Source organism: Sphingomonas sp. CFBP 13706, from assembly GCF_014842355.1.
GTDB lineage: Bacteria > Pseudomonadota > Alphaproteobacteria > Sphingomonadales > Sphingomonadaceae > Sphingomonas > Sphingomonas aerolata.
The window spans coordinates 71,916-96,229 of sequence record NZ_JACYVM010000006.1 but is presented as its reverse complement, the minus strand read 5'-3'; the positions used below and the strand labels follow the sequence as shown (position 1 = coordinate 96,229).

23 protein-coding genes and 1 riboswitch are annotated in these 24,314 nt (G+C 67.8%); of the genes, 4 read left to right on the top strand and 19 right to left on the bottom strand.

Annotated elements, in window-relative coordinates:
- Positions 1 to 271 precede the first annotated feature (271 nt).
- Positions 272 to 967: a murein L,D-transpeptidase catalytic domain family protein gene (locus tag IFS44_RS12930; protein WP_031439528.1), complete on the top strand. Its 696-nt coding sequence runs from the start codon at positions 272 to 274 to the stop codon at positions 965 to 967.
- Here the strand turns inward: IFS44_RS12930 and IFS44_RS12925 are convergent.
- The 6 genes from IFS44_RS12925 to IFS44_RS12900 form a co-directional block, all read right to left on the bottom strand.
- Entirely contained in the window at positions 964 to 2,046 is a 1,083-nt protein-coding gene (locus tag IFS44_RS12925) for a glycosyltransferase family 2 protein (protein WP_192098725.1), read from the bottom strand. The genes IFS44_RS12930 and IFS44_RS12925 overlap by 4 nt on opposite strands.
- A 98-nt stretch (positions 2,047 to 2,144) precedes the next feature.
- The gene (locus IFS44_RS12920) at positions 2,145 to 3,965 is read right to left on the bottom strand and encodes a DUF885 domain-containing protein (RefSeq protein WP_244650281.1); all 1,821 of its coding nucleotides are present in this window, start codon (positions 3,963 to 3,965) and stop codon (positions 2,145 to 2,147) included.
- Between the two features lie 80 nt (positions 3,966 to 4,045).
- Complete coding sequence (locus IFS44_RS12915) at positions 4,046 to 4,345, bottom strand: hypothetical protein (protein ID WP_031439525.1); 300 nt, start codon at positions 4,343 to 4,345, stop codon at positions 4,046 to 4,048.
- A gap of 17 nt (positions 4,346 to 4,362) precedes the next feature.
- Positions 4,363 to 7,212, bottom strand: coding sequence for a M16 family metallopeptidase (locus IFS44_RS12910; RefSeq protein WP_192098724.1), 2,850 nt, complete (start codon positions 7,210 to 7,212; stop codon positions 4,363 to 4,365).
- Between the two features lie 152 nt (positions 7,213 to 7,364).
- Entirely contained in the window at positions 7,365 to 8,480 is a 1,116-nt protein-coding gene (locus IFS44_RS12905) for an extracellular catalytic domain type 1 short-chain-length polyhydroxyalkanoate depolymerase (RefSeq protein ID WP_192098723.1), read from the bottom strand.
- Positions 8,481 to 8,593: 113 nt separating this feature from the next.
- A complete protein-coding gene (locus IFS44_RS12900; protein WP_192098722.1) occupies positions 8,594 to 9,442 on the bottom strand; it encodes a shikimate 5-dehydrogenase in 849 nt (282 codons plus the stop codon).
- An 83-nt stretch (positions 9,443 to 9,525) separates the two neighbouring features.
- On the opposite strand from IFS44_RS12900, the gene IFS44_RS12895 reads away from it, so the two are divergent.
- Positions 9,526 to 10,926: a UdgX family uracil-DNA binding protein gene (locus IFS44_RS12895; protein ID WP_192098721.1), complete on the top strand. Its 1,401-nt coding sequence runs from the start codon at positions 9,526 to 9,528 to the stop codon at positions 10,924 to 10,926.
- A 53-nt stretch (positions 10,927 to 10,979) separates the two neighbouring features.
- Positions 10,980 to 11,612 carry a DedA family protein gene (locus IFS44_RS12890; RefSeq protein ID WP_192098720.1) on the top strand — a complete coding sequence of 211 codons (633 nt, stop codon included), beginning with the start codon at positions 10,980 to 10,982 and terminating at the stop codon, positions 11,610 to 11,612.
- Here IFS44_RS12890 and IFS44_RS12885 read toward each other — a convergent pair.
- The 10 genes from IFS44_RS12885 to IFS44_RS12840 form a co-directional block, all read right to left on the bottom strand.
- Positions 11,603 to 12,295, bottom strand: coding sequence for a DJ-1/PfpI family protein (locus IFS44_RS12885; RefSeq protein ID WP_192098719.1), 693 nt, complete (start codon positions 12,293 to 12,295; stop codon positions 11,603 to 11,605). The two genes, IFS44_RS12890 and IFS44_RS12885, sit on opposite strands and share 10 nt — an antisense overlap.
- Positions 12,296 to 12,313: 18 nt before the next feature.
- Positions 12,314 to 12,391: riboswitch (ZMP/ZTP riboswitch) on the bottom strand.
- 77 nt (positions 12,392 to 12,468) lie between these two features.
- Positions 12,469 to 12,936, bottom strand: coding sequence for a hypothetical protein (locus tag IFS44_RS12880; protein WP_192098718.1), 468 nt, complete (start codon positions 12,934 to 12,936; stop codon positions 12,469 to 12,471).
- 113 nt (positions 12,937 to 13,049) lie between these two features.
- Entirely contained in the window at positions 13,050 to 13,622 is a 573-nt protein-coding gene (locus IFS44_RS12875; protein ID WP_051916568.1) for a demethoxyubiquinone hydroxylase family protein, read from the bottom strand.
- The gene (locus IFS44_RS12870; RefSeq protein WP_031395676.1) at positions 13,619 to 14,101 is read right to left on the bottom strand and encodes a disulfide bond formation protein B; all 483 of its coding nucleotides are present in this window, start codon (positions 14,099 to 14,101) and stop codon (positions 13,619 to 13,621) included. Before IFS44_RS12870 ends, IFS44_RS12875 begins: the two co-directional genes overlap by 4 nt.
- Before the next feature lie 20 nt (positions 14,102 to 14,121).
- Positions 14,122 to 15,456, bottom strand: coding sequence for a S41 family peptidase (locus IFS44_RS12865; protein ID WP_031439957.1), 1,335 nt, complete (start codon positions 15,454 to 15,456; stop codon positions 14,122 to 14,124).
- Between the two features lie 112 nt (positions 15,457 to 15,568).
- Positions 15,569 to 16,756 carry a murein hydrolase activator EnvC family protein gene (locus tag IFS44_RS12860; RefSeq protein WP_320481991.1) on the bottom strand — a complete coding sequence of 396 codons (1,188 nt, stop codon included), beginning with the start codon at positions 16,754 to 16,756 and terminating at the stop codon, positions 15,569 to 15,571.
- A gap of 2 nt (positions 16,757 to 16,758) precedes the next feature.
- Complete coding sequence (locus tag IFS44_RS12855) at positions 16,759 to 17,181, bottom strand: 23S rRNA (pseudouridine(1915)-N(3))-methyltransferase RlmH (protein ID WP_192098835.1); 423 nt, start codon at positions 17,179 to 17,181, stop codon at positions 16,759 to 16,761.
- A gap of 16 nt (positions 17,182 to 17,197) precedes the next feature.
- Entirely contained in the window at positions 17,198 to 17,611 is a 414-nt protein-coding gene (gene rsfS, locus IFS44_RS12850) for a ribosome silencing factor (RefSeq protein ID WP_192098717.1), read from the bottom strand.
- 13 nt (positions 17,612 to 17,624) lie between these two features.
- Positions 17,625 to 18,227 carry a nicotinate-nucleotide adenylyltransferase gene (locus IFS44_RS12845; RefSeq protein WP_192098716.1) on the bottom strand — a complete coding sequence of 201 codons (603 nt, stop codon included), beginning with the start codon at positions 18,225 to 18,227 and terminating at the stop codon, positions 17,625 to 17,627.
- 33 nt (positions 18,228 to 18,260) lie between these two features.
- A complete protein-coding gene (locus tag IFS44_RS12840) occupies positions 18,261 to 19,535 on the bottom strand; it encodes a glutamate-5-semialdehyde dehydrogenase (protein ID WP_192098715.1) in 1,275 nt (424 codons plus the stop codon).
- 62 nt (positions 19,536 to 19,597) lie between these two features.
- On the opposite strand from IFS44_RS12840, the gene IFS44_RS12835 reads away from it, so the two are divergent.
- A complete protein-coding gene (locus IFS44_RS12835) occupies positions 19,598 to 20,683 on the top strand; it encodes a DUF3667 domain-containing protein (protein WP_192098714.1) in 1,086 nt (361 codons plus the stop codon).
- Between the two features lie 73 nt (positions 20,684 to 20,756).
- Here the strand turns inward: IFS44_RS12835 and IFS44_RS12830 are convergent, their stop codons facing one another.
- The 3 genes from IFS44_RS12830 to tilS form a co-directional block, all read right to left on the bottom strand.
- The gene (locus IFS44_RS12830) at positions 20,757 to 21,134 is read right to left on the bottom strand and encodes a hypothetical protein (RefSeq protein WP_236559115.1); all 378 of its coding nucleotides are present in this window, start codon (positions 21,132 to 21,134) and stop codon (positions 20,757 to 20,759) included.
- A 64-nt stretch (positions 21,135 to 21,198) separates the two neighbouring features.
- Positions 21,199 to 23,178 (bottom strand): ATP-dependent zinc metalloprotease FtsH, encoded by a 1,980-nt coding sequence (gene ftsH, locus IFS44_RS12825; RefSeq protein WP_031396187.1) that lies wholly within the window; start codon positions 23,176 to 23,178, stop codon positions 21,199 to 21,201.
- A 104-nt stretch (positions 23,179 to 23,282) separates the two neighbouring features.
- Positions 23,283 to 24,302, bottom strand: coding sequence for a tRNA lysidine(34) synthetase TilS (tilS, locus tag IFS44_RS12820; RefSeq protein WP_192098713.1), 1,020 nt, complete (start codon positions 24,300 to 24,302; stop codon positions 23,283 to 23,285).
- Positions 24,303 to 24,314 lie beyond the last annotated feature (12 nt).

Sequence of the window (24,314 nt, the reverse complement as noted above, 5' to 3'; positions counted from 1 at the left end):
GATGCGTGCCCGTACTTCCCATAGAAACGCCCGAAGACCGCGCATCGGATGTGCCGCGTCAGGACCAATCGTGTCGCCCGTTATGGCACCCCGCGCCGACGCCCCTGGCCGATCGAAGAGTCACTCCGCTGCGCGCCGGCCTACGACGAACCGCCTCCTTACCGGGGCGGACAGAAGGAACATCACGACAACTGGTGGAAATGGTTGAGGAATGTTCATCATTTCTACGCTATAGAGAGGGTCACGGGATTGGGGTTTTTCGGGAATTTCGATGTACGATGAACAGGGCGCACGGCGAGATCGTCGTGCCATTCTAAAGAACGGCCTTGTATTGGCCGGTGCACTTGCAGTTCCGAGTGCGGTATCTGCAACACAACGTCTTACGGCACGCGATTTGAAGCCGATGACTCAGCCACCATTGCCGCGTTCGCCGGCGATGCCGATTTCGTCGTCGCGCGTCGTGCGCCCCGAATTGCTGCGCCAGGCGATGGCCGCGCTGGGTCGCAACGGCAGCCGGATCCCGCATCACGACCGGATCGCGATCGCCGATTTCACCGCCTCGTCGTCGCAGCCGCGGTTCCACTTCGTCGACCTCGCCAGCGGCCGCAGCACGTCGCTGCTCGTGTCGCACGGCAGCGGCTCGGACCCGGCGCATACCGGCTATCTCGAGCGCTTCTCGAACGCGTTCGGCTCGAATGCGTCGTCGGAAGGCGCCTTCGTGACCGACGATTATTACGTCGGCAAACATGGTCGGTCGCAGCGGCTGATCGGGCTCGATCGCACCAACAACAACGCACTCGGTCGGGCGATCGTCGTCCATTCGGCCTGGTATGCGAACAAGGACATGATCGCGTCGCACGGCATGCTCGGCCGCAGCCAGGGCTGCTTTGCCGTCGGCGAGAAGGATCTCGACCAGGTGTTTGCACGCCTGGGTCAGGGTCGGATGATCTTCGCCGCCAAGGTCTAAGGCACGCGCGCCGGTTGGCGCATCGCGCGGCGCACGCCGCCGATCGCCCCGGACCATAACAGCGCGGGCAGCCCGGCATAGCCAAGCCCGAGATGCGCCGGCCGCGCGGCGAGCAGGTCGGCGACCCCGAGCGTCCCCGCACGCAGGCCGGCCCGCCCGATACCGCGCCAGCGCCGCGCGGTTTCCCATCGGATCAGCCGGCGATCTTCCGCCGAACAGCGATGCCGTGCGAGAAACTCGGTCTGGATCGCCCCCAGTGCGCTGCCCAGCGCCATCAACGCAGCGCGATCGCGCACCGGGCGCCGTGCCAGGATGTGCGCCACGATCAGCGCCGCGATCCGGTCCACCTGTTCGCGGAACAGATCGGCATGCCGCTCGGCCAGAATCGCAGCGGTCACGGTCTCCATCCGCTCGGTGAACCGCTTCGACACCCCGCCCGCGTGCACGCGGTACACCATCAGCGGCTCGTCGAGGCGTGCGATCGCGCCGAACCGGCGGATCCGCTGATACAGGTCGAAATCCTCCGCATAGAGCCGCTCGGGCCGCATGAACGGATCGAGCCGCCGCGCCGCGTCGCCGCGAATCATGACCGATGACCAGATCAGCGGGTTCTCGATTCCCGTCAGCCAATCGATGAGCATGGGCGTGGTGATCGCGGCATGGTCGGACGGCCTGATGACGCCGTCGACGAGCAGGTCCGCCGCCGTGCCGAGCAGCACGGTCGCCGGGTTCGCCTCCAGATACGCGACCTGGCGGGCGAAGCGGTCGGGGCGACACAGATCATCGGCATCGAGTGCGGCGATATAGCGGCCCCGCGCTGCAGCGACCCCGGCGTTGCGCGCCAGCACCGGGCCGCCATTGACCGGCATCGCCACCAGCCTGACGCGCGGATCGGACCAGCCCGCGACGCAGGCGCGGGTCGCGTCGGTCGAGCAGTCGTCGACGACGATCACCTCGAAATCGGTGAAAGACTGCGCGGCGAGGCTATCGAGCGTGGCGGGCAACAAGGCTGCGCCATTATACACCGGCATGACGACGCTGATGACCGGATCGGGCCTTGGGCGGACGGCACGCGTCATCGAGGGGGAGCACTCGGCATCCCCCTCCCCTTGCACGGTCAGGCTTTAACGGGCGATTACGTAGAGTTACGCGGCCGGCCGCTCAGCGCGCCCCTCGTTCAGCCTTTCGCGATCCAGGCATCGCCGATCTCGCGCAGCATATCGAGCGGTACGCGCCCATAAGCGAGCACCGCCGCATGATAGGCCTTGAGGTCGAACGCCGTGCCCATCTTCGCCTTGGCGCGCTCGCGGATATCGACGAACACCGAATGGCCAAGCTTGTAGCTCGCCGCCTGGCCCGGATTGACGCAATAGCGCTCGACCTCGCGAGTCGCGAAGCCCTCCGCCTCGCCTTCCGCGTCGATGAAATGGCGGATCGCCTGTTCGCGGGTCCAGCGCAGGTGATGGATGCCCGTATCGACGACACAGCGGTTCGCGCGGAACAGCTGGAACTTCAGATAGCCGAGCCGCCCGAGCGGATCGTCGTCATACATACCGATCTCGTCCGCGAGCTGTTCGGCATAGAGCGCCCATCCCTCGCCATAGCCCGAAAAGCTCGTCATCTTGCGGATCAGCGGCAGCCGGGTGTTCGACAGCGCGAGCCCGCTCTCCATCTGATGCCCCGGCAGTCCCTCATGATAGACCGTCGTCGCGAGGCAGAATTTGGGCCAGTCGGCGCTGTCCTTCAGATTGAAATAGACCAACCCCGGGCGCGAGCCATCGATCGCCGGTGGCTGCGCGAACGCCGCGGCGGCACCGGCCTCGGTCTGCGCAGGCACGCGCCGCACTTCGAAGCCATAAGGTGGCATCCGCTCGAACACGCTGGGCAGCTTCGCGCGGATCGCCGCGAGCCGGTCGTTGCAATAGGCGATCGCCTCGCGCTTGCCCGCATCGGTGTTGGGATAGAGCTGGTCGGGATTCTTGTAGAGCGCGGCCATCCGCGCGCCGATGCTCCCCTTGCTGTACCCCTGTTTGCGCAACAGCGTATCGAGCTGCGCCGACAGCATCTTCGCCTGGTCGAGCCCGAACCTGTGCACCTCGTCGGGTGACAAATTGGTCGTCGTCGTTGCGTGCAACGCGGCGGGATAGAAGGCGGCGCCCTCCTTCAGCTTCCACACGCCGGCATCATGCGTGGCCGTCCGGCGGAGGTCGCGGGTCGCCGCGATCTGCCGGTCGAGCGCGGGCAGCACCGCCGCGTCATAGATCCGCGCGGCATCGCGGCCATAGCTTTCGCCCAGCCCCTTGGCCGCCGCGCGCCGGACGAGACTCTGCACGACCAGCGCCTCGGTCGCGGGCTGGCGCGTCTTGGTCATCTGGTCGAGCGCGAGGTCGAGGATGAAGTCGGGGGCGACGACGCCGACGCCCGCGTCATGCCGCATGCGCGCGGTGTTCGCGTCGATCTGTCCGGCAAACGCCTGGAGCCGTTGCAGATAGGCGTCGGCGTCGCCCTTCGTCTCGATCCGGTGCTTGGTGTCGAGGAAATCGGGCACCGACTGATACGCACCCGACAGCTGCGACACGACATAGGGGCTGGGGCCATAGGACGTGCCGCCGAAATCAAACGCCTGCACCGCCGCCGCCGACCGCCGCGTATAGATCACGCAGTCGAGGTCGATCCGCTCCGCCGGCGACAGCCCGGCGCGGTCGATCGCTGCAAGCTGCGCCAGCTCGGCCCTGGTCTGGGCCTTCGCCGCGGCGATCCCCGCCGCCGACGGATCCGACAGCTTCGCGCGCAGATCGGCATTGGCGCCGGTGTCGAGCCCGAGCGAGGTCGCACTCTCGGGACTGCGCCGCAACTGCGCCTGGACGAGCTGGTCGAACAGTCGCGACAGCGGCGTCGCGGGCGCCTCGGCCGCCTGCGCGAGCGCCGGTACCAGCGACGCCGCGCCGCCCAGCATCGTGCCGGCGAGCACCGCACGGCGATGGATCTTCAAACTCATCCCACTCTCCGAAATGCAAACGGCCCGCCTTCCACCGGGAAGACGGGCCGTTCTTCGTCACGTCATGATGCCAGAGGCGATCAAGCGGTGCGCGTTCCCGACAGCGGGAAGCTGCCGAAGGCGCCTGCACCGACGGTACCGGTCATCGTGTCGCCATCGACGGTCGCCTTGCAGTCGAGCGTCATCGGCATCGGCACGGTCATCGCCTGCTTCCAGCTCAGCGTGTCGCCATCGACCTCGCCGGTCACATCCATGCCGCCCATCGCACCCGACACCGCGCCCGAAAAGCTGGTGTCCGCGCTGTTCACGGTCAGCGTCATCTTCTGATCGCCCAGCGGCGACTTCACGACGCAATCCCAGCTGCCATCGACATTTGCCATGCTATTCTCTCCTTCGATTACTTGGCCTTGGCCGCAAGCGGCGTCACCGGAACCACCGGCAGCCCCGCGACCGAAGCCGCGCTCACGACCTCGACCGGCAACCCCAGGCTGTCAAGCTGCGGCTTGACCGTCTTGGCATCGCCGACGACCACCCAGGTGAATTTCTTCACGTCGATCACCCCCGCGATCGCGGTGTTCAGCTGCGGCAGGGTCAGCGCGCCGTAGCGTCGCGTGATCGTCGCGTAATAATCGTCGGGGCGCTTCAACAAATCATTCTGCTGCATCGCGCCGAGCACCGCGCCCGACGTCTCGAAGCTGCCGGGCAACGCGCGGATCCCGCCGTCGATCGCCAGCCCGAATTCGGTCTGGGTCATCGGCTTGGTCGTCACGAACTGCGTCACGTCCTGTTGCAGCGCGGTGATCGACGGGCCGGTCTTGTCCGCCTGCACCCCGGCCGAAATGCCATAGGGCGCATCGAACGCGGCCGTCTGGAACCGCCCGCCCGCGCCATAGGACCAGTGCTTCTCCTCGCGCAGGTCCATGTTGATCCGGCTGAGGAAGCTACCGCCCAGCGCATCGTTCGCGGTGTTGAACACCAGCATGTCGTCGCTGCCCTTCAACCCGGTCCGCTGGCCCGCGAGGATCAGCGATTGCGGGCTGTTCGGCCGGTCGACCAGCACGATCTTCGGCGTCAGCGGGGTGCGCGTCGTCGGGAAGCTCTTGACGCCCGCCGGCCCCTGCGCCGTCCAGTCGCCGAACCCGCGGTCGAGCACCGCCCTGACCTCGGCGAGCGGGCGGTCGCTGACGACGAAGATCTTCGCCTTGTCGGGGCGCAGCCACGCCTGCTGGAACGCGATCAGGTCGGCGCGCGTCAGCGCGGCGACCGCCTTCGGATCACCACCGCCCATCGCCTTGCCGTAAGGGGTGTCTCCGTTGATCAGCTTGCCGATCACGCGGTTGCCCAGGCCCTGCGGACTGGTCAGTTCCTGCTGGATGCCGGCCAGCTGCTGGTTGCGGACCCGTCCGACCTCCTCGTCCGCGAAGGCCGGATTGCGTGCGATATCCGCGAACAGCGCGACCGCGGGCGTCAGGTTCGCGCTCGGCACGCTCATCGACAGCGTCGTCCGGTCGAGCGAGGTGCCCGTCCCGATCGATGCGCCCAGCCGCTCGCGCGCCTCGGCCAGTGCGATCCCGTCGAGCGTCCGCGTCCCCTCGTCCATCACACTCAGCGTCAGCTGCTGCGTGCCCAGCTTGTCCGCGACATCTGCGGCATAGCCCGCGTCGAAGCTCAGCACCGCCTGCGTGATCGGCACCGCATCGCGCCGCGCATAGACGAGCTCGATCCCGTTCGACAGCCGCGCACGCTCTACCGCAGGGAAGGCAAGCCCGGTCAGCGTGCCGACCGCGGGGATACCGCCGGCGCGCGTGCCCTTGACCGGCGTCTCGGCCGCGGGCTTCACCGCGACCGCAGGCGGTACGACCGCCTCCTCATATTTGTCGCGCTCGCCGTCGACCACGGTCAGCGTGTAGGCGGGGCGCGTCAGCCAGCGCGTCGCGGCGGACTTGACGCTCGCCGGCGTCTGCGCCGCGATCGCCGCCAGCTCCTTCTTGTAGTGGCCCGGGTCGTTGGCATAGAGCGCGCCGCCCGCCAGCGCGACCGCCTTGCCGCCGAACCCGCCGACCGATTCATAGCCGCGGATCCGGCCTGCAACCGCCTGCGTCTGGACGCGCTGAATCTCGTCCGCGGTCGGTCCGGTCTTCAGGAAGTCGGCAAGGATCTCGTCGAGCCGCTTCGACACGACTGCGGGGTCGACGCCCGGCCGCACGATCGCGCGGATCGTGAACATGCCGATCTGCGCCATGTCGCTATAGCCGGCGGACACGTTGACCGCGAGTTTCTCCTTGCGGACCAGCGCATTGTCGAGCCGCGACGAGGCGAGCCCGCCCAAGACCGTACCGCCGACGTCGAGCGCCGCGGCATCGGGATCGAGCATCCCCGGCACCGCCCAGTTCTTGGTGATCATCACCGCTGCGACACGGTCCTTCATCACCTCGTTCACCGGCGCGGCGAGCGTCGGCACCGTGACGGTCGGCAGGACCGACTTGGGGCCCGTCTTGATATCGCCGAAATATTTCTCGACCAGCGGCCGCGCGGTCGCGGCATCGACGTCGCCCGCGAGCACCAGCACTGCATTGTTGGGGCCATAATGCGAGCGGAACCAGTCCTTCACATCGGCAAGGCTGGCGCGATCGAGATCCGCCATCGACCCGATCGGGGTGTGGCCGTACGGCGTGTCCGCGGGGAATAGCCCGCCGAACAGCTTGTACTGGACAAGGCCGTAAGGCTGGTTGTCGCCCTGGCGCTTCTCGTTCTGGACGACGCCGCGCTGCTCGTCGAGCACGCCCTGCGTAATCGCGCCGGTCAGATGCCCCATCCGGTCGCTCTCGAGGAACAGCGCGCGCTCGAGCGCGGCGGCGGGGACCGTCTCGAAATAATTGGTCCGGTCGAACGATGTCGTGCCGTTGAAGTCGGTCGCCCCGACCTCCTTCAGCGGCGCGAAGAAATCGCCCGGCGCATTCTCGCTGCCGTTGAACATCAGATGCTCGAACAGATGCGCAAAGCCCGTGCGGCCCTGCGGCTCGTGCTTCGACCCGACGTCATACCACACCGACACCGCGACGACCGGCGCCTTGCGGTCGGTGTGCACGATCACGCGCAACCCGTTCTTCAGCGTGAACTGCTGATAGGGAATATCGACCGAGGTGACGAGCGTGGCGACCGGTGCAGGCTTTGCGACCTGCGCGCCAACCGGCGCGACAAGCGCGGCGGTGGCGACGCCAGCTAGGGCCAAGAGCTTCAACGACATGGATTTTTCCCCGGAATACGACGACTGTTATACCAAGGTATAACAGTGGATCGCCGCCCCGCAAGCTGCCGCCTTCGCGGTTGGCGCGGATCTCGATCAATCCTCGGCGCCACGACCTGCGCCGGCCGCCCGCACCGTCGCCGGGTCCGCGCCTAGCGCAGCAGCCCCGCAGCGCGGAGCGCACCGTTGATCATGTCGCCGACCTGCGATCGGCCCGGACTGTGACTCCATGGATGCGGACGGGGCGATGCGGGCTTCGGCTTCGCGCGGGTCGCCGCCGCGCGCGCCGATGGGCGCTCGATCAGCCCGAAGAACGCGGCGCTGTGCAACGTCGACGAGATCCCCGCCTCCAGCATGTGCGGACCCGGCTGGCCGAGGCCGTCGGCGCCCGTCGTGGCCAGCGGTGTGCCATGGCCCAGCCCGCGGATCCGATACTCCTCGACCGCGGCACGGCCCTGCGCGTCGCGCCAGAGGCGATGGGCATGGCCTTCGACCTGTTCGACCTCGTCGGGCGCGTAGGCGAGCCCGTGCACGCCGCGCCACTGTGCGACGATCGCATCGGCATTGGCGGGCACCACGGTCGCATCGGCATCACCGTGCCAGACCGAGACGCGCGGCACGCGCCCGCCGGCCGGCGCCGCGCCGTCGACCAGCGCGGCCAGCGCGGGATCGGCGGGCAGGCCCCGCCCGCGCATCCGGTCGAGCGCCTGCGACATCGAGGTCGCGGTGCCATAGGGAAGCCCCGCAATGATTGCCCCGGCAGCGAACAGCTCGGGATAGGTGGCGAGCATCACGCCAGCCATCGCGCCGCCGGCCGACAATCCCGTCACATAGATGCGGTCGGGATCGATCGCGACGTCACGAACCATCGTGGCGATCATCGACCGGATCGACTGCGCCTCACCGCCACCGCGGCGAATGTCCTCGGCGTCGAACCAGTTGAAGCACAGATTGCCGTTATTCGCGCGCTGCTGCTCGGGATAGAGCACGGCGAACCCGTGCCGGTCGGCGAGATCGGACCAGCCCGCCCCCCGGTCGTACCCCGTGGCGGTCTGCGTACAGCCATGGAGAACGACGACCAGCGGCATCCGCCGGTCGGACGTCGCGTCGGGGACATAGGTCAACGCGCGCAACGCGCCGGGATTCGCGCCGAATGATTCGAGCGGGCGCAGGCGTGAGTCCTCGTTCTCCGGCTGCTCGGCGAAGCGCGCCGCCGCGGCGCGTTGCGCCTGCGCCAGTTGAGCGAGTGTTTCCGAAAGCCTGGCCATCGATCGTCCCGTCATGCGCGCCCGACGCCTTGACGCCCGGCCCCGTGAATGGTGCAGTGCAGCATATCTTGTGCCGCCCGTGCCCGATCACAAGGGTAAATCGCTGCCGGAGCTCAGCCGTGCGACCGCGCGAAGGCGGCGGCGGCGGCGACCTGCGCGTCGGTCGGGCGGACGCCGGTGTAGAGCACGAACTGCTCGAGCGCCTGAAGGATCGCGACCTCGGTGCCGGTGATGCAGCGTTTCCCCGCCGCTGCTGCGGCGCGCAGGAACGGCGTTTCCGGGGGATATTGCACGACGTCGAACGCAATGGCGCTCGCCGCGATCATCGCCGGCGGAAAGGCGAGCGCGTCCGCATCGGCTCCCGTCATTCCCATCGGCGTGACGTTGATGAGCAGGTCCGCCTGCTCGTCCGTGCGCAGGTCGGCGCACCATGCGAAGCCATAGAGATTGGCGAGCGCACGCCCGGCGGGTTCGTTGCGCGCGACGATCACGCCGTTGCGAAAGCCCGTGTCGCGCAATGCCGCGGCGACCGCCTTCGCCATCCCGCCCGACCCGCGCAGCACGAACCGCGTTGCCGGGTCGATATCGGCGATCAGCGCGGCGACCGCGGCATAATCCGTGTTGTGCCCGGTCAGCACGCCATCGTCGTTCACGATCGTGTTGACGCTGTCGATCGCCGCGGCCGAGGGCGCGAGTCCATCGAGCAGCGCGATCACCGCCTCCTTGAACGGCATCGAGATCGCGCAGCCGCGGATGTCGAGCGCCCGGATACCGCGTACCGCGCCCTCCAGGTCGCGGGTCGAGAACGCCTTGTAGACATAGTCGAGCCCGGTCAGCGCATAGAGCCGATTATGGAACCGGGTCCCGAAATTGCCCGGTCGCGCGGACAAGGACATGCACAGGCGTGTATCGCGCCCGATCAGCGGACGAGCGGGTTCCGGGGCTGAGGTCTGTTGGGTCATCACCATAAAATAGGACGACGATCCGCCGGGGTCGAGATACAAGCGCGGCGGAACAAGCGCCGCTACCCGGCGTAGAACCGGCGATGCGCGTCGTGACCCTTGCCGAACCGGACGATTTCGATGGCTGGCGCGATGCAGCGCGCGGCCTGATGGCCGATGACGTGCCCCCCGACGATGTCGTGTGGCAGGTCGGTAGCGCCCCCGCCGACCTGTTCGGGACGGTGCCACCGGATCCTCCTGCAGCATCCGCGCCGCGGACGGCCTCCGCGACCGTCTCGGTCCCGCGCGCGTTCCTCGATCTTGCCCGCAGCGTCATCCTCGGCAGCGATCCGGAGCGGTTCGCGTTGCTCTACACGCTGCTCCACCGCCTGCGCCGGGAACCCAAGCTGATCGAGGATCGGGCCGATCCGCTCGTGCGACGGCTTGACCGGATTGCGAAGGATGTCCGCCGCGACATCCACAAGATGCGCGCGTTCCTGCGCTTCCGCGAGGTCGAGGAGGAGGGCGAAACCCGGTTCGTCGCCTGGTTCGAACCCGATCATCACATCGTCCGCGCCAACGCCGCCTTCTTCGTCAATCGCTTCGCAAGCATGCGCTGGTCGATCCTGACCCCCGACGTCTCGATCCACTGGGACGGGACGATGCTCAGCGAAGGACCGGGTGCCAAGAAGACCGACGCACCCGAGGGCGATCCGACCGAAGAGGTCTGGAAGACCTATTACGCCAGCACCTTCAACCCCGCACGCGTCAAGATCGGCGCGATGTTGAAGGAGATGCCCCGCAAATATTGGAAGAACATGCCCGAAACCGATCTCGTCCCCGGCATGATTGCCACCGCACAGGCACGCGAGAGCGGGATGATCGAGCGCGCTCGCGACGTCGTCGGCGGCAACAGCATGATCGCCTGGGAGGCGCTGCGTGACGAGGCCGCGGGCTGTACCCGCTGCCCGCTCTACAAGCCCGCGACCCAGACCGTCTTCGGCGAGGGACCGATCGACGCACCGCTGATGTTCGTCGGCGAACAGCCGGGCGACCAAGAGGATCTTGCCGGGCGGCCGTTCGTCGGCCCCGCCGGTCAGATGTTCGACCGCGCGATGGCGGAGGCGGGACTCGACCGCAGCCGCGCCTATGTCACCAACGCGGTCAAGCACTTCAAGTTCGAACAGCGCGGCAAGCGGCGCATCCACGCCAAGCCCGGCGCCGGCGAGATCGAGGCCTGCCGGTGGTGGATCGAGCAGGAGCAGATGCTCGTCGCGCCCAAGGTGACGATCGCGCTCGGCGCCACCGCGGCCCGCTCACTGTTCGGCAAGGTGATGACGATCGGCAAGGAACGCAGCCGCGCGCTGCAGCTTCCCGGCGGCGGCGAGGCATGGATCACCGTCCATCCCAGCTACCTGCTGCGCCTGCCCGACAAGGTTCAGGCCGACGAGGAATATGCGCGATTCGTCGAGGATCTGCGTATGGCCGGCGCGCGGGTGGGCTAGGCGAACCGATTGGCCCTTCCCTTCGCGCGCCGCATCGCGCAAATCCCCGCGCCATGTTCGAAAAGATTCTGGCCGTGCTGGCCACCTTCACGATCTGGGTGATCTCGTCCGGCGGCTATGTCGGCATCGCGATCCTCATGGCGATCGAAAGCGCGTGTATACCGCTTCCATCCGAGATCATCATGCCGTTCGCCGGCTATCTGGTGTCGACCGGCCGGTTCGACCTGTATCTCGCCGCCACCGCGGGCGCGATCGGGTGCAATCTCGGCTCGATCGTCGCCTATGAGGTCGGCAAGCGTGGCGGTCGACCGATGGCCGAGCGCTGGGGTCGCTATGTCCTGATCGGCCCGGGCGAGCTCGATACGGCGGACCGGTTCTTCGCGCGCTGGGGCAGCATGGCGGTGCTGATCGGGCGTCTGCTTCCCGTCATCCGCTCGTTCATCGCCTTTCCGGCGGGTGTCGCGCGGATGAAGCTCGTGCCCTTCCACCTCTACACCTTCATCGGCTCGTGGCCGTGGTGCTTCGGGCTTGCCTGGGTCGGGATGAAGCTCGGCAACAAATGGGACAGCGACCCGCGCGTGAAGGCCGCTTTCCACAGCGCGGACCTGCTGATCGGCATCGTCCTGATCGCGCTGGTCGGCTTCTATATCTGGCACCGCGTCCGCGGGCTGAAGCGTCACCCGTAACCACGACGCCGGGCAAGCGCGCGCAGGTCTTCGTCACGCGTTGGTGCCAGCATCTGCACGCGGCGCTGGTACGCGGCGACGATCTCCGGCCCGGCCTGTGCGGGTGAACCGCTGTCAAACGGTGGCTGGGGATCATATTCGAGTGCCAATTGCACCATGCGTGCATGCGCCTCGCCGCGGATCAGCGCGATCAGCGTCAGCGCAAAGTCGATGCCTGCCGTCACACCGCCGCCGGTGACTCGGTTCCGATCGACCACGGTGCGCGCGTCGACGGGGATCGCACCGAAGAGCGGCAACATGTCACGCTGAGCCCAGTGGCACCCCGCGCGGTACCCGTCGAGCAATCCCGCGGCACCCAGGATCAACGAGCCGGTGCAGACACTGGTGACCCATGTCGCGCCCGCCCCGACGGCCCCCACCCATGCCATCGCTTCGTCGTCGGCGATGACGTCGTTGAGTCCGAAGCCTCCCGGGACGCAAAGGATGTCCGCGTACGGCACCTCGGCAAAGATCGCGGTCGGAAGGATCGAAAACCCGGCGTCGGTTGGCACCGGATCGCGCGTCTTCCAGACAAGATCGACCTGCGCCTCGCCAAGCCGCGACAGGATCTGGGCAGGACCGGTAAGGTCGAGCTGGGTGACGTTGGGAAACAGCAGGAAGGCGATACGAAAAGGGTCGCGCATGGCACAAGCTCCGTCCAGAGGGGCTGCCCAGGCGCGCGGCGGAACCGTCCGCGCTTCCCCGTGGTGATCCACTCGGCGCCAGTCACGCGGACGCGCCAACGCTATGCGGTTGTCTTTGACGACGCAACAGCATCGACGGGTTCGCGCGCTGAACGCAAACCGGTCGCGGCAGCCTATGGGAGAATGGGCACCTCGGCTGCGCGCTCCTTGTTTTCGCGGCGCGCTTCGCGAACGCGCTGCCCGAAACATCCGGTTGCGCCGCCAGGGCCGACGGTCGAGCAGCTGCCGATGCTGTTCGCACCGACACCGGTGCCGAGCGTGCCCTGCGCCTTGGCCGCCCAGCTCTCATTTTCGGGCGTCACGGCGAACTCGCGCAACTCCTTGGGGACGCGATATTGCTCCTGCGCGCTGCGACGCACGCAGATGACGATTTCCTCGCCCTGTGCATTGGTCGGGCAGCGCTCGTTGCCGAACAGCGTGAGCACGCCATTGACCGGCGCGCTGCGCGACACCTCGCCCGGCGCAGAGGCGGGCTTGGCTGCGGGGGCACCGGGCTTGGCCGGGATCGCCGCACCCGACGTTACCGTCTGCGCCGCCACCGGGCTGGAGACCAGCAAGGCCGCCGCCATTATCATCCTCATACGCACCACTCCCATAATCCGTATCTGTTGGCCGACAGGATCGGCGATCGTCGGTGGCCCTAGGCTGAACGCCGCAACGCCACGCGTTTCAGTCCCAACGGCCGGCGCCGCGGTCAGATCCGCTTTGCGGTCGCGATCGCGACCTTGCACCCCAGCCGGATCAGCGCGCTCATCACCGGATAGCCGGGGGTTTCCTCCGCGCCGGCAGCGATCGCGGTCGCCTTGTGCTCCAGCTCCTCGGCCTGGAAATCGAGGATCGCGGCGCTCAGTTCGGGATCGCTGTCGCCCAGCGCGGCGAGTTGCTCGGCATAATGCTTGTCGATCTCGGTCTCGACCGCCGCGGTGCAGGCCATCGCGGCACGCGGGCTGATCGCGGCCGTGACCGCGCCAAGCGCGAAGCCCGCGACCTTCCAGATCGGCTGCAGCACGGTCGGCCGCACACGCCGCTCGACGATCATCCGGTCGAAGAACGCGCGGTGGCGTTCCTCCTGCTGCGCCATGTGATGGATCAGGCGCGACGACGGATGCCGGTCGCCCAGCACCGCCAGCTGCCCTGCATAGATGCGGATCGCGCCATATTCGCCGGCCTGGTCGACGCGGACCATCGCCTCGCTCGGATGCTTGCGATCGCCCGGCTTCCAGCCGGTGCCGCGCGGGACGGTCGGGATCGGGGTCGCTGTGGTCATCGTGTCTTCCTCATCAGCACGAAGATGGTGATCGCGCCGCCCAGGGAAAAGATCGCGTTGAACCCGGCGAGCGAAATCCCCGCCAGCGACCACTGCGCCGAATCACAGCGCACCATCGGCGCGTTCATGATCGCGGCGAGCCGTTCGGCCGGCGTCGTGCCCGCCATCGACACCGTCGTGGTGCAGGCGGTGATGCCGTTCCACCAGTGATATTCGACCCCGGCATGGAACAGCCCGATCGCGCCGCTGATCCCGATCAGCAACGCCGCGACGAGCACCAGCGAGGCGCGCAGCGAGCGCTGCGGCACCACGAACGTCGCCGCCGCGAGCAACACCGCCGAATAATGCGGCCAGCGCTGCCAATGGCACATCTCGCATGGATAGAGCCCGCCAAGATATTGCGACCCGAGCGCCCCCAGCAGCAGCAGCAGCGGCAGCACAAGCGCGATCGACCGGGCGATCTCCTCGTTCTTCGTCATCCCCAGCCCGCGGCGTACGCTCACTTGACGGGTGCCTTGGTCGCGGCGGCGACCTGCGCGGCGCCGCCAAGCCGGGCGACCGTCTTCAGCGCATAATAAAGCTGGAAGTCCTCGACCCCCTGCTTCTTCAGCGCCTCGGGCGTCGCCGAAAAGCGCGGATCGTCCTTGGTATCTTCCTCGAGCACCGCATTGTCGGCCTTCACCTCGTTGATCAGGTGACGACGCAGGTCGGCCTCGCGGAACACCGGGCGCGCCTTGTGATCGGGGTCGCTGATCTGCGGCACGCGGATATCGGGTTCGATCCCGCCCTCCTGCACCGACCGGCCTGACGGCGTGAAGTAGCGCGCGGTCGTCAGGCGCAACGCGGTCTCGGGGCCGAGCTGGAGCACGGTCTGGACCGATCCCTTGCCGAACGTGCGTTCGCCCATGATCAGCGCGCGGTGGTGGTCCTGCAGCGCGCCGGCGACGATCTCGGAGGCCGATGCGGTCCCCGGATCGGTCAGCACGACGACCGGCAGGCCATGCGCGTCGTCGCCGGGCTTGGCATAATAGCGCTCGATATCCGTCTTCTCGCGGCCACGCTGCGACACGATCTCACCGTGATCGAGGAACGCGTCGCTGACCGCGATCGCCTGGGTCAGCAGCCCGCCGCCATTCTGGCGTAGGTCGACGACATAGCCGAGCGGACGATGCCCCAGCGACTTGTCGATCGCCATGATCGCCGCGCGCGTGTCCGCGCCGGTATTCTCGCTGAAGGTGTTGATGTTGATATAACCGACATCGCCTCGCACCTCCCATTTCACCGGCTTCTGGACGATGATCTCGCGCAGCATCGACACGTCGAGCGGCTTGTCGCGACCCGGCCGGACGAGCCCCAGCGTGATCTTGCTGCCGGGCTTGCCGCGCATCTGTGCGACCGCCTCGTCGAGCGAATCGCCGTAGATCAGCTTGCCATTGATATGCGTGATGTAATCGCCCGACTTGACGCCCGCGCGCGCGGCGGGCGAGTCTTCCTGCGGGGTCACGACCTTGATCGCGCCGTCCTCCATCTGCACCGTCAGGCCGAGGCCGCCATAATTGCCCTCGGTCATGATCCGCAAATTCTCGTAATCCAGCGCATCGACATAGCTCGAATGCGGGTCGAGGCTTGCGAGCATCCCCTGGATCGCGCCCTTGATCAGCGTCTTGTCATCGACCTTGTCGACATATTCCGCCTTCACGCGGTTGAAGACGTCGAGAAACTGGTCGAACTCGCGATACGTGTCGGTGTCGACCGCCGCCATCGCCGAGGTGGCCAGCGGCACGAGGGTCAGCGCGCCGAGGATGGCGGTAGCGGTAAGGATCGGACGTGGCATCTAAGGTCCTGAAACCGGGGGAAGGCACAGCGTAGCGGTATAGTGCGCGCGGAGCAAAGCCGCGACGGTCTTCGCGGTCCGGCGAATGGACGCCGGACCGGTTCTCGGTTGATTAGCCGATCAATGCGGCCGCGTCGACGGGTCGCCCGCGCCGCCGAAGCTCGACGGTGATCAGCGGATCCTCGCCCCCCGGCGCGGTCCCGATCCGCGATCCGGCGGCGACGTGGACGCCCGGTTTCACCCCGGTGTCGGCAAGCCCGGTCAACAGCGTCGTCCAGCCATCACCGTGATCGAGGATCACGATCCGGCCATAACCGCGAAACGCCCGGGCGTAACGGACGATGCCCGCCGCCGGCGCCACCACGCGCGCGTCCGGCGCGACCGCGAAGGTCAGCCCGCGCGATCGCACGCCCACATCGGACACCGCGTCGAAGCCGGTGACGAGCCGACCGCGTACGGGCAGGCGATAGGCGCCGCGGACACGGGCGGCGGGGATGCTGCCGGGGGCAAGCGGGCGCGGCACCGGCCCCGCCAGCGCCGCCAGGTCGATCGCGGTCGCCTCCGCACTGCCCGACTCGGCGAGGCTGTCGACCAGGTCGCGCGCGCGTTCGCCCAGCGCGATGGCGCGATCGGATTCGCCGATCGCGCCGCGCCCCAGGGCCTGGCTGCGACGGCGATGCGTCGCTTCGAGTTTGGCGAGCGCGACGCGTTGTGCCTCGAGCCGGATCCGTCCGTCACGCAGCGCGCGTGCCGCCTGCGCTGCGCCCGTCTGCAGGCGCCGGGTCCGTCGGAGCGCGGTGCGCACCGCGTCGGCCCGCAGCCGGACCGCAGGCAGGGCGGTGCCCAGAACCGCGCGGACATGAACCAGATCATCGACCGATCCGGGCTGTGCGACCGCAACGATCGTCGGCCGCCGCGCCAGTGATTGCAGCGCCGCCAGCAACCGCGCAATCGGTGACTGGACGACGCCCAGGGCCGCGCGCTGTTCGGTGAGCAGCTGTTCGAGGATCGCGAGGCGGATCCGCGCGGCGGCGATATCGGCGCGGGTCGCGTCGATCCTTGCCGCCATTGCGCGCGCCTCAGCCTTGGCGCGCTCGGCAGCGTCGCGCTCCTGCGACGCGGCGGCGGCCAGACGCTCGGCGCGTATCGCCGCGATCCGCGCGCCGCGCCTTGCCTCGATCAGTCGCTGCTGCGGTGTCGCCGCCGCACTCGCGCGCGGGGTGGCTGCAAGACCAAGGGCGAGCGCTGCGAACAGCAACAGCGCCGCCGATGACAGGCGCGATGACGCGGTGATCCGCACGATCAGCCTTCGCGGTGATACGGGTGGTTGGCCAGGATGCTCGTCGCACGGAAGAGCTGTTCGGCGAGCATCGCCCGCGCGAGCAGATGCGGCCAGGTCGCGCGGCCGAAGGAGACCAGCAGGTCGGCCTCGTCGCGCGCGGCATCGTCGAACCCGTCGGCCGCACCGATCATGAACCGGGCCTCGCGCACGCCGTCGTCGCGCCACCGCTCGAGCACGCGGGCGAACGCCATGGACGACAGCACGTCGCCCTTCTCGTCGAGCAGGATCCACCTAGTCTGGTCGCCAACCGGGGGAATCCGCCCCCCCGTGTCGGGCAGCTCGGACACCTTGGTCGGCCAGGCGATCCGCTTCAGATAGCGATCAACGAGTTCGGCTTCGGGCGATCGCCCGATCCGGCCGCGGGCGACGATATGCAGCAGCATCGCCCGCGCACCCGGGTCAGTCTTGGTCGGACAGGTCGGCGAACGGAGCAGTCGGCGGCGTCGGCGCATCGCCGAACGCCCACATCCGCTCGAGATTGTAGAAGCTGCGGACTTCGGGGCGGAACAGGTGGACGATGATGTCGGTGGCGTCGATCAGGACCCAGTCCGCGGTCGGCAGCCCCTCGATCTTCACCGGGCGCTTAAACTCGGCCTTGATGCGCTCGGCCAGCTTCTGTGCCATCGAGGCGACCTGGCGGGTCGAACGGCCGCTGGCGATCACCATGTAATCGGCGATGCTCGTCTTGCCCGCGAGCGGGATCGAGATGGTCTCGACCGCCTGGTCGTCGTCGAGCGACGCGAGGATCAGGCGATGCAGCGCCTCAACCTCTTCGGGGTCGGTCGCGCGAGGGGCAGTAGGGAAAGTGGCCAAGTCAGCTCCTGGGTCAGGTTACCGGCCCGGCAACATGCTGGAACCAGTCGGGATTTTCGGCGCGCAGGCCGGTTGCGGAGGTCGGGTCGGGTCGGAAGCGCAACAGCACAAGGGCCGGCAATCTCCACGTCGTCCAGCTCTTCGCATGGTCTGTGCGCCGTTGGAAGCGCCGCAGCCAACCCATCGCGGGGGCCGCGAGGGCGCGCCCGTCATATCCCGGCCGAGCGATTACCGCAATCGGAACCTCGCGGGCGATCGCGCGCCAGTTCTTCCACCGGTGGAAGTCGGCGAGATTGTCCGCGCCCATCAGCCAGATGAAGCGGATCTTCGGATGGCGTCGCCTGAGCTTGCGGATCGTGTCGAGCGTATAGCGGGTGTGCAGCCGGGTCTCGATATCGGTGGCGCGGATCGGGGCGCGCCGCGCCATTCGCCGGGCAGAGGCGAGCCGCGCCGCCAGCGGCGCCATGTCGCGCGCCGCCTCTTTCAGCGGATTGCCCGGCGACACGAGCCACCACGCCTCGTCGAGCGCCAGCGCCTCGATCGCCGAAAGCGTGATCGCGCGGTGCCCCCGGTGTGCCGGGTTGAATGATCCGCCGAGAATACCGACCCGGGTCATGGCGTCACGCGCGACGCCGATCGGCCCGACACCTCACCCGCGCACCTGCCCCGTACCGCGTCCGATCCACTTGTAGGTCGTCAGCCCCTCCAGTGCGACGGGCCCGCGCGCGTGGAGCCGCCCGGTGGCGATGCCGATCTCCGCGCCCAGCCCGAATTCGCCGCCATCGGCAAACTGGGTCGAGGCGTTCCACAGCACGATCGCGCTGTCGACCTGCGCGAGAAACCGCTCGGCGACGTCCATATCCGCCGCGACGATCGCATCGGTATGGTGCGACCCGTGCCGCGCGATATGCGCGACCGCGCCGTCCAGCCCATCGACGATCGCCACCGAGGCGATCGCGTCGAGATATTCGGTATCCCAGTCCGCCGCGTCCGCCGCCGCGATTTCAGGCACGAGCGCGATCGCAGCCGCATCGCCCCGCACGATACAACCTGTACCAGCCAGATGGCGGATCAGCGACGCCGCGCCACCATAGTCGCGGTCGATCAGCAGCGTTTCCATCGCGCCGCAAATGCCGGTCCGGCGCATCTTCGCATCGACCACCACCGCCGCCGCCATCGCGGGATCGGCGGATGCATCGACATAGACATGATTGATCCCGTCGAGATGCGCGAGCACCGGCACGCGCGCCTCGGCCTGGACGCGCGCGACCAGGCTCTTGCCGCCGCGCGGGATGATCAGGTCGGTCGCGCCGTCCGCCTTGAGCATCGCGCCGACCGCCGCGCGGTCGGTGGTCGGGACCAGCTGCACCGCGTCCGCGGGGACCCCGCCCGCGGCCAAGCCCTCGATCAACGCGGCGTGAATCGCGCGATTGCTCGCCACGGCTTCCGATCCGCCGCGCAGGATCGCGGCATTGCCTGCCATCACGCACAACGCGGCAGCGTCGGCGGTCACGTTGGGCCGGCTTTCATAGATGATCCCGATCACGCCGATCGGTACGCGGACCCGGCTGAGGACGAGGCCATTGGGACGTGCGCGCGAATCCATGATCTGGCCGACCGGATCGGCGAGCGCGGCAACCGCGGCGACGCCGTCCGCCATCGCCGCGATCCGCCCGGGATCGAGCCGCAACCGATCGAGTAGCGCCCCCGACAGCCCCGAGGCGGTCGCGCGCACCATATCCTCGCGGTTCGCCGCCTCGATCGTCGCCGCCGCGTTGCGCAGCGCCGCCGCCGCAGACACCAGGCCTGCGGCCTTGCGCGGAGTCGGCAGCGCCGCGAGAACGCCTGATGCGACACGCGCGCGCGCGCCCATGTCGGCGATCAGGGTTTCAGGGTGCGTCTCGGCGTCGGGAAGGTCGGTCATGCCATCCGACTATCACGCCAAACCGACTCGCGCCAACGCCCGGGCTGCGTTACGCTTGCGTTATGAACGGGGACATGGGGGCAACGGCGGACATCGCCACGGGGGCATTGGTCGGACGCGCGTTCGAACCATGTGCTGGCGAATCGACCGCAATCGGCAGGACGCATGCAACGGGCGCGCTCTGTCTCAATTGCGGCACCGCGCTGATCGGCGCGCACTGCCATGCCTGTGGTCAGGCCGCGCATGTCCACCGGTCGCTCGGCGCGATCGGGCATGAGATTGCGCATGGCGTGTTCCATTTCGAGGGCAAGATCTGGCGCACGCTGCCGCTGCTCGTCCTGCATCCCGGCACACTCACCCGGCGCTACGTCAACGGCGAGCGCGCGCGGTTCGTCTCGCCGCTCGCGCTGTTCCTGTTCACCGTCTTCCTGATGTTCGCGACGATCGGTGTGGTCGGTGGCGAGATAACCGAGCAGATCGCCGCCCCCACGACGCGCGACCGCGCCGAACTCGCACGCGGGCTGGACGAGGCCCGTGGCGACCTTGCCCGCATCGAGCGGGACCGCGCGATCGCGGTGCGCACAGGTCAGTCGACCGCCGATCTCGATACGCAGGCACTCGTCCTGCGCGGCAGCATCCGCGCGCTGACGAGCGCAAGCGGCACGGCCAGACGCGACACGGACGACTTCACCTTCACCGACGTGAAGAAGACCGGCTGGCCACTGCTCGACCGCGGCATCGCCAAGGCGAACGCGAATCCCGGGCTGATGATCTACAAGCTCCAGTCGAGCGCGTATAAATATAGCTGGGGGCTGATCCCGCTGTCGGTGCCGTTCATGGCGCTGCTGTTCCTGTGGCGCCGCAAGCACCATCTCTACGACCACGCGATCTTCGTGACCTATTCGCTGGCGTTCATGATGCTGCTGGTGATCGCGCTGATGCTCGGAGGCATGGCGGGGCTGGCGAGCGGGTGGATCGTGATGGCGGCGTTGCTCGTCCCGCCGGTCCACATGTTCGCGCAGCTCCGTGGTGCCTATACGCTCGGCAAGGTTTCGGCCGGCTGGCGCACCGTCGCGCTGCTCACCTTCGCGTTCACTGTGCTGATCGCGTTCGTCGTGCTGATCCTGCTGCACGGCCTGACGGAGTAGACCTAGCCGCCAGCGGTTGCTCGGCTTCGCCTCGACGAGCCCCTCCCCGCGTCCGGCTCACTTGCTCACCCGCTCACCGACACGGGTATAAATTCGCCAGAACGCGCGCATAGCCGTCCTTCAACGGCCGCTTCTGATAACTCGCCGGCAAGTCCGACAGGCCGTCGAGCATGTCCATGATCCCCACCGACTCCCCCTCGGGGACGCAGGCGATCGGCGGCTTGCCGGCCGCGGCGCGTGCCGCACGCTCGGCCTTCAGCTGCGTCGTCGCGGCCTTCGCCTCCGCCTTCAATGCCGGGAAGTCGGGCGACATCAGCGCCATCGGCCCCTGATCCCGCAATGCATTGGCGCGGGCGAGAAACGTCCCCACGGTCATCGCCGCGGACGCGGGCATCGCCATCCCGCCCACGAGCATCGCGGCAATCACGGCCTTGGGAAGCACATACGACATGGGCGGCCTTTCCGAAGAAAAGACCGCCCATGGAGGCATTTAGCTGACTAGCCGCTGAACCGGATCAGGCGCCTAGCGGGGTCGGCGTTCCGAACGGCCCATTGGGTCGCCGGGTCTTGGGGATCGACGTCCCCGCCTTTGGTACGAGGCTCGCCTTCGCACCCGGATCTGGCCGGTCGAGATCTTCGCCAGCGATCAGCTGCTTGATCTCATCACCCGTCAGCGTCTCATATTCGAGCAGCGCGCCCGCGACCGTATGGAGCTGGTCGACATGATCGCTCAGCACCTGCTTGGCGCGGTCGAGACCGCCTTCGACGATCCGCTTGATCTCGTCGTCGATCAGCTGCGCCGTCTGATTCGACATGCGCGACGGACGGCTCGACGAGTAACCGAGGAACGATTCACCCTCGGGCTCGCCATATTCTAGCGGCCCGACCTTGTCCGACATGCCCCAGCGCGTGACCATGTCGCGTGCCAGACCCGTGGCGTACTGGATGTCGCCGCTCGCGCCCGACGAGACCTTGTCGTAGCCGAAGATGACCTCCTCGGCGACACGACCACCCATCGACACCGCGAGGTTCGCGTACATCTTGTCGCGGTGATAGCTGTAGCTGTCACGCTCGGGCAGACGCATGACCATGCCCAGCGCACGACCGCGCGGGATGATCGTCGCCTTGTGGATCGGATCCGAGGCAGCCTCGTGCATCGCAACAACGGCATGGCCGGCCTCGTGATACGCGGTCATCCGCTTCTCGTCATCGGTCATGACCATGGAGCGACGCTCGGCGCCCATCATGACCTTGTCCTTAGCCTCTTCGAATTCAGCCATCGCCACCAGACGCTTGCCCTTGCGCGCCGCGTGCAGCGCCGCCTCGTTGACGAGGTTGGCGAGATCCGCGCCCGAAAAGCCCGGCGTACCGCGTGCGATGACGCGGGCATCGACGTCGGGTGCCAGCGGCACCTTCTTCATGTGCACTTCGAGGATCTTGATCCGGCCCTCGATATCCGGCCGCGGCACGACGACCTGGCGATCGAAGCGACCAGGACGCAGCAGCGCAGGATCGAGCACGTCAGGACGGTTGGTCGCGGCGATGATGATGATGCCTTCGTTCGCCTCGAAGCCGTCCATCTCGACCAGCAACTGGTTCAGCGTCTGCTCGCGCTCGTCATTGCCGTTGCCGAGACCGGCGCCACGATGACGACCGACCGCATCGATTTCGTCGATAAAGACGATGCACGGCGCGGACTTCTTGGCCTGCTCGAACATGTCGCGCACGCGGCTCGCGCCGACGCCGACGAACATCTCGACGAAATCGGAACCCGAGATCGTGAAGAACGGCACACCAGCCTCGCCGGCGATCGCGCGGGCGAGCAGCGTCTTGCCGGTACCGGGCGAGCCGACCAGCAACGCGCCCTTGGGAATCTTGCCGCCGAGACGGGCGAACTTGGTCGGGTCCTTCAGGAACTCGACAATCTCCTCCAGTTCCTCACGCGCCTCGTCGATGCCCGCGACGTCGGCAAAGGTGACCTTGCCTTCCTTCTGCGTCAGCATCTTCGCGCGGCTCTTGCCGAAGCCCATCGCGCCAGACCCGGAATTCTTCTGCATCTGCTTCAGGACAAAGAAGGCGATGCCGAGGAACAGCAGGAACGGCAGCGACTGATAGAGGAGTAGCGCCAGCATCGACGGCCCTTCCTCAGGCTTCGCGCTGATCGCCACGCCCTTTTCGCGCAACTTGGGAACCAGCGTCGCGTCCTGGATCGGATAGGCCTTGAACTTCTCGCCGCTCGACAACGTACCCGAAATGATGTCGCGCGAGATGTTCACGTCCTTGACGGTGCCCTCGTCGACCTTGTCGAGGAACGCCGAATAGGCGATCGTGTTGCCGCTCGAGGTCGCGGTGCGGCCGTCGAACATGGTCACGAACAGCGCCAGTGCGACGAGAATGCCGACCCATATGAGCAGGCTCTTCATCCACGGGCTGCCATTTTCGGGGCCCTGTGGCTTGTTGCCGCGGTTGTCCCCTCGATTGTCATTGTCGTTCATGGGTGCCGGATACCTTTCGAACCTACAAGATAAGCGCGCGCAGGTTAATGGCAATGGAACAAGCCGCGACTTGGCAGCAATCAATGTGTCCGCGCGGGACGAATCTACACCGAGCGACGCGGTGGCGCGGGACGGAAGCGCCAGACACCCGCGCGGGGCGATGCGATCACCCCCGCCTGAGTCGCGCGTTTGCCCGCGATCAGCGCATCGAGCAGCCGTTCGATATTGACCGCCGCGCTCCAGTCGCCCTCGATCGTGGCGTCCGTGTCCTGCCCGGCATCGTTGCGTGCGGCCTCCGTCACCGCATCACGCACCACGCCGATCGCGCGCCGGACCATCCGGCGCAACAACTCGCGCGGCACGTCGCCGACGGTCAGCCGGACCTCGCCCGCCGCGACTTTCGCACGGTCGTCCCAGAGCCATTCGACCGCAGCGCGGACATCGGCATCCGCCTCCGCCAGTGCCGCAGCCGCGCGCGCCAGATTGGGCGTGCCGAGCCATTCGTTCGCGACGAGCAGCCGACGAAACCGCGTGCGGTCATGCCGATCGTCGTGGTTGGATGGATCGTCGAAAAACGGCACCTCGGCGCGGCGGACGATCGCGCGAAGCTCCGCCCGGCGCCAGTCGAGCAACGGCCGGATGACGGGGATGCCCGCGACCTCGGTCCGGGCGCGCACGCCTGCCAGCCCCGCCAGTCCCGACCCGCGCGCGGCGCGCATCAGGAACGTCTCGGCCTGGTCGTCGGCGTGGTGCGCGGTGAGCACGCATCCCGCACCGATCGCGCGCGCATGGTCCGCGAGCAGCGCATAGCGGACGCCGCGCGCCTGCGCCTGGATGCTGGCCCCGGTGATCGGCTCGGTCGGCGCCAGCGTCGCGTGGCGGATTCCGAACGTCGCGCAATGTGCCGCCACCATCGCCGATTCGCCCGCGGCTTCGGGGCGCAGACGATGATCGACGCTGGCCACGGTGAAACCGGTCCCGAGCGATTCCTGCGCGAGCGTCAGCATCGCCATGCTGTCGGGTCCGCCCGACACCGCCAGCACGGGCGATGTCAGCCCCGCGCCAAGCCTCGCGACCTCCGCTGCAAAACGCTGGGCCTCCTCGGTGAGGACAGGATCGCTCATCCTGCCGGCCAC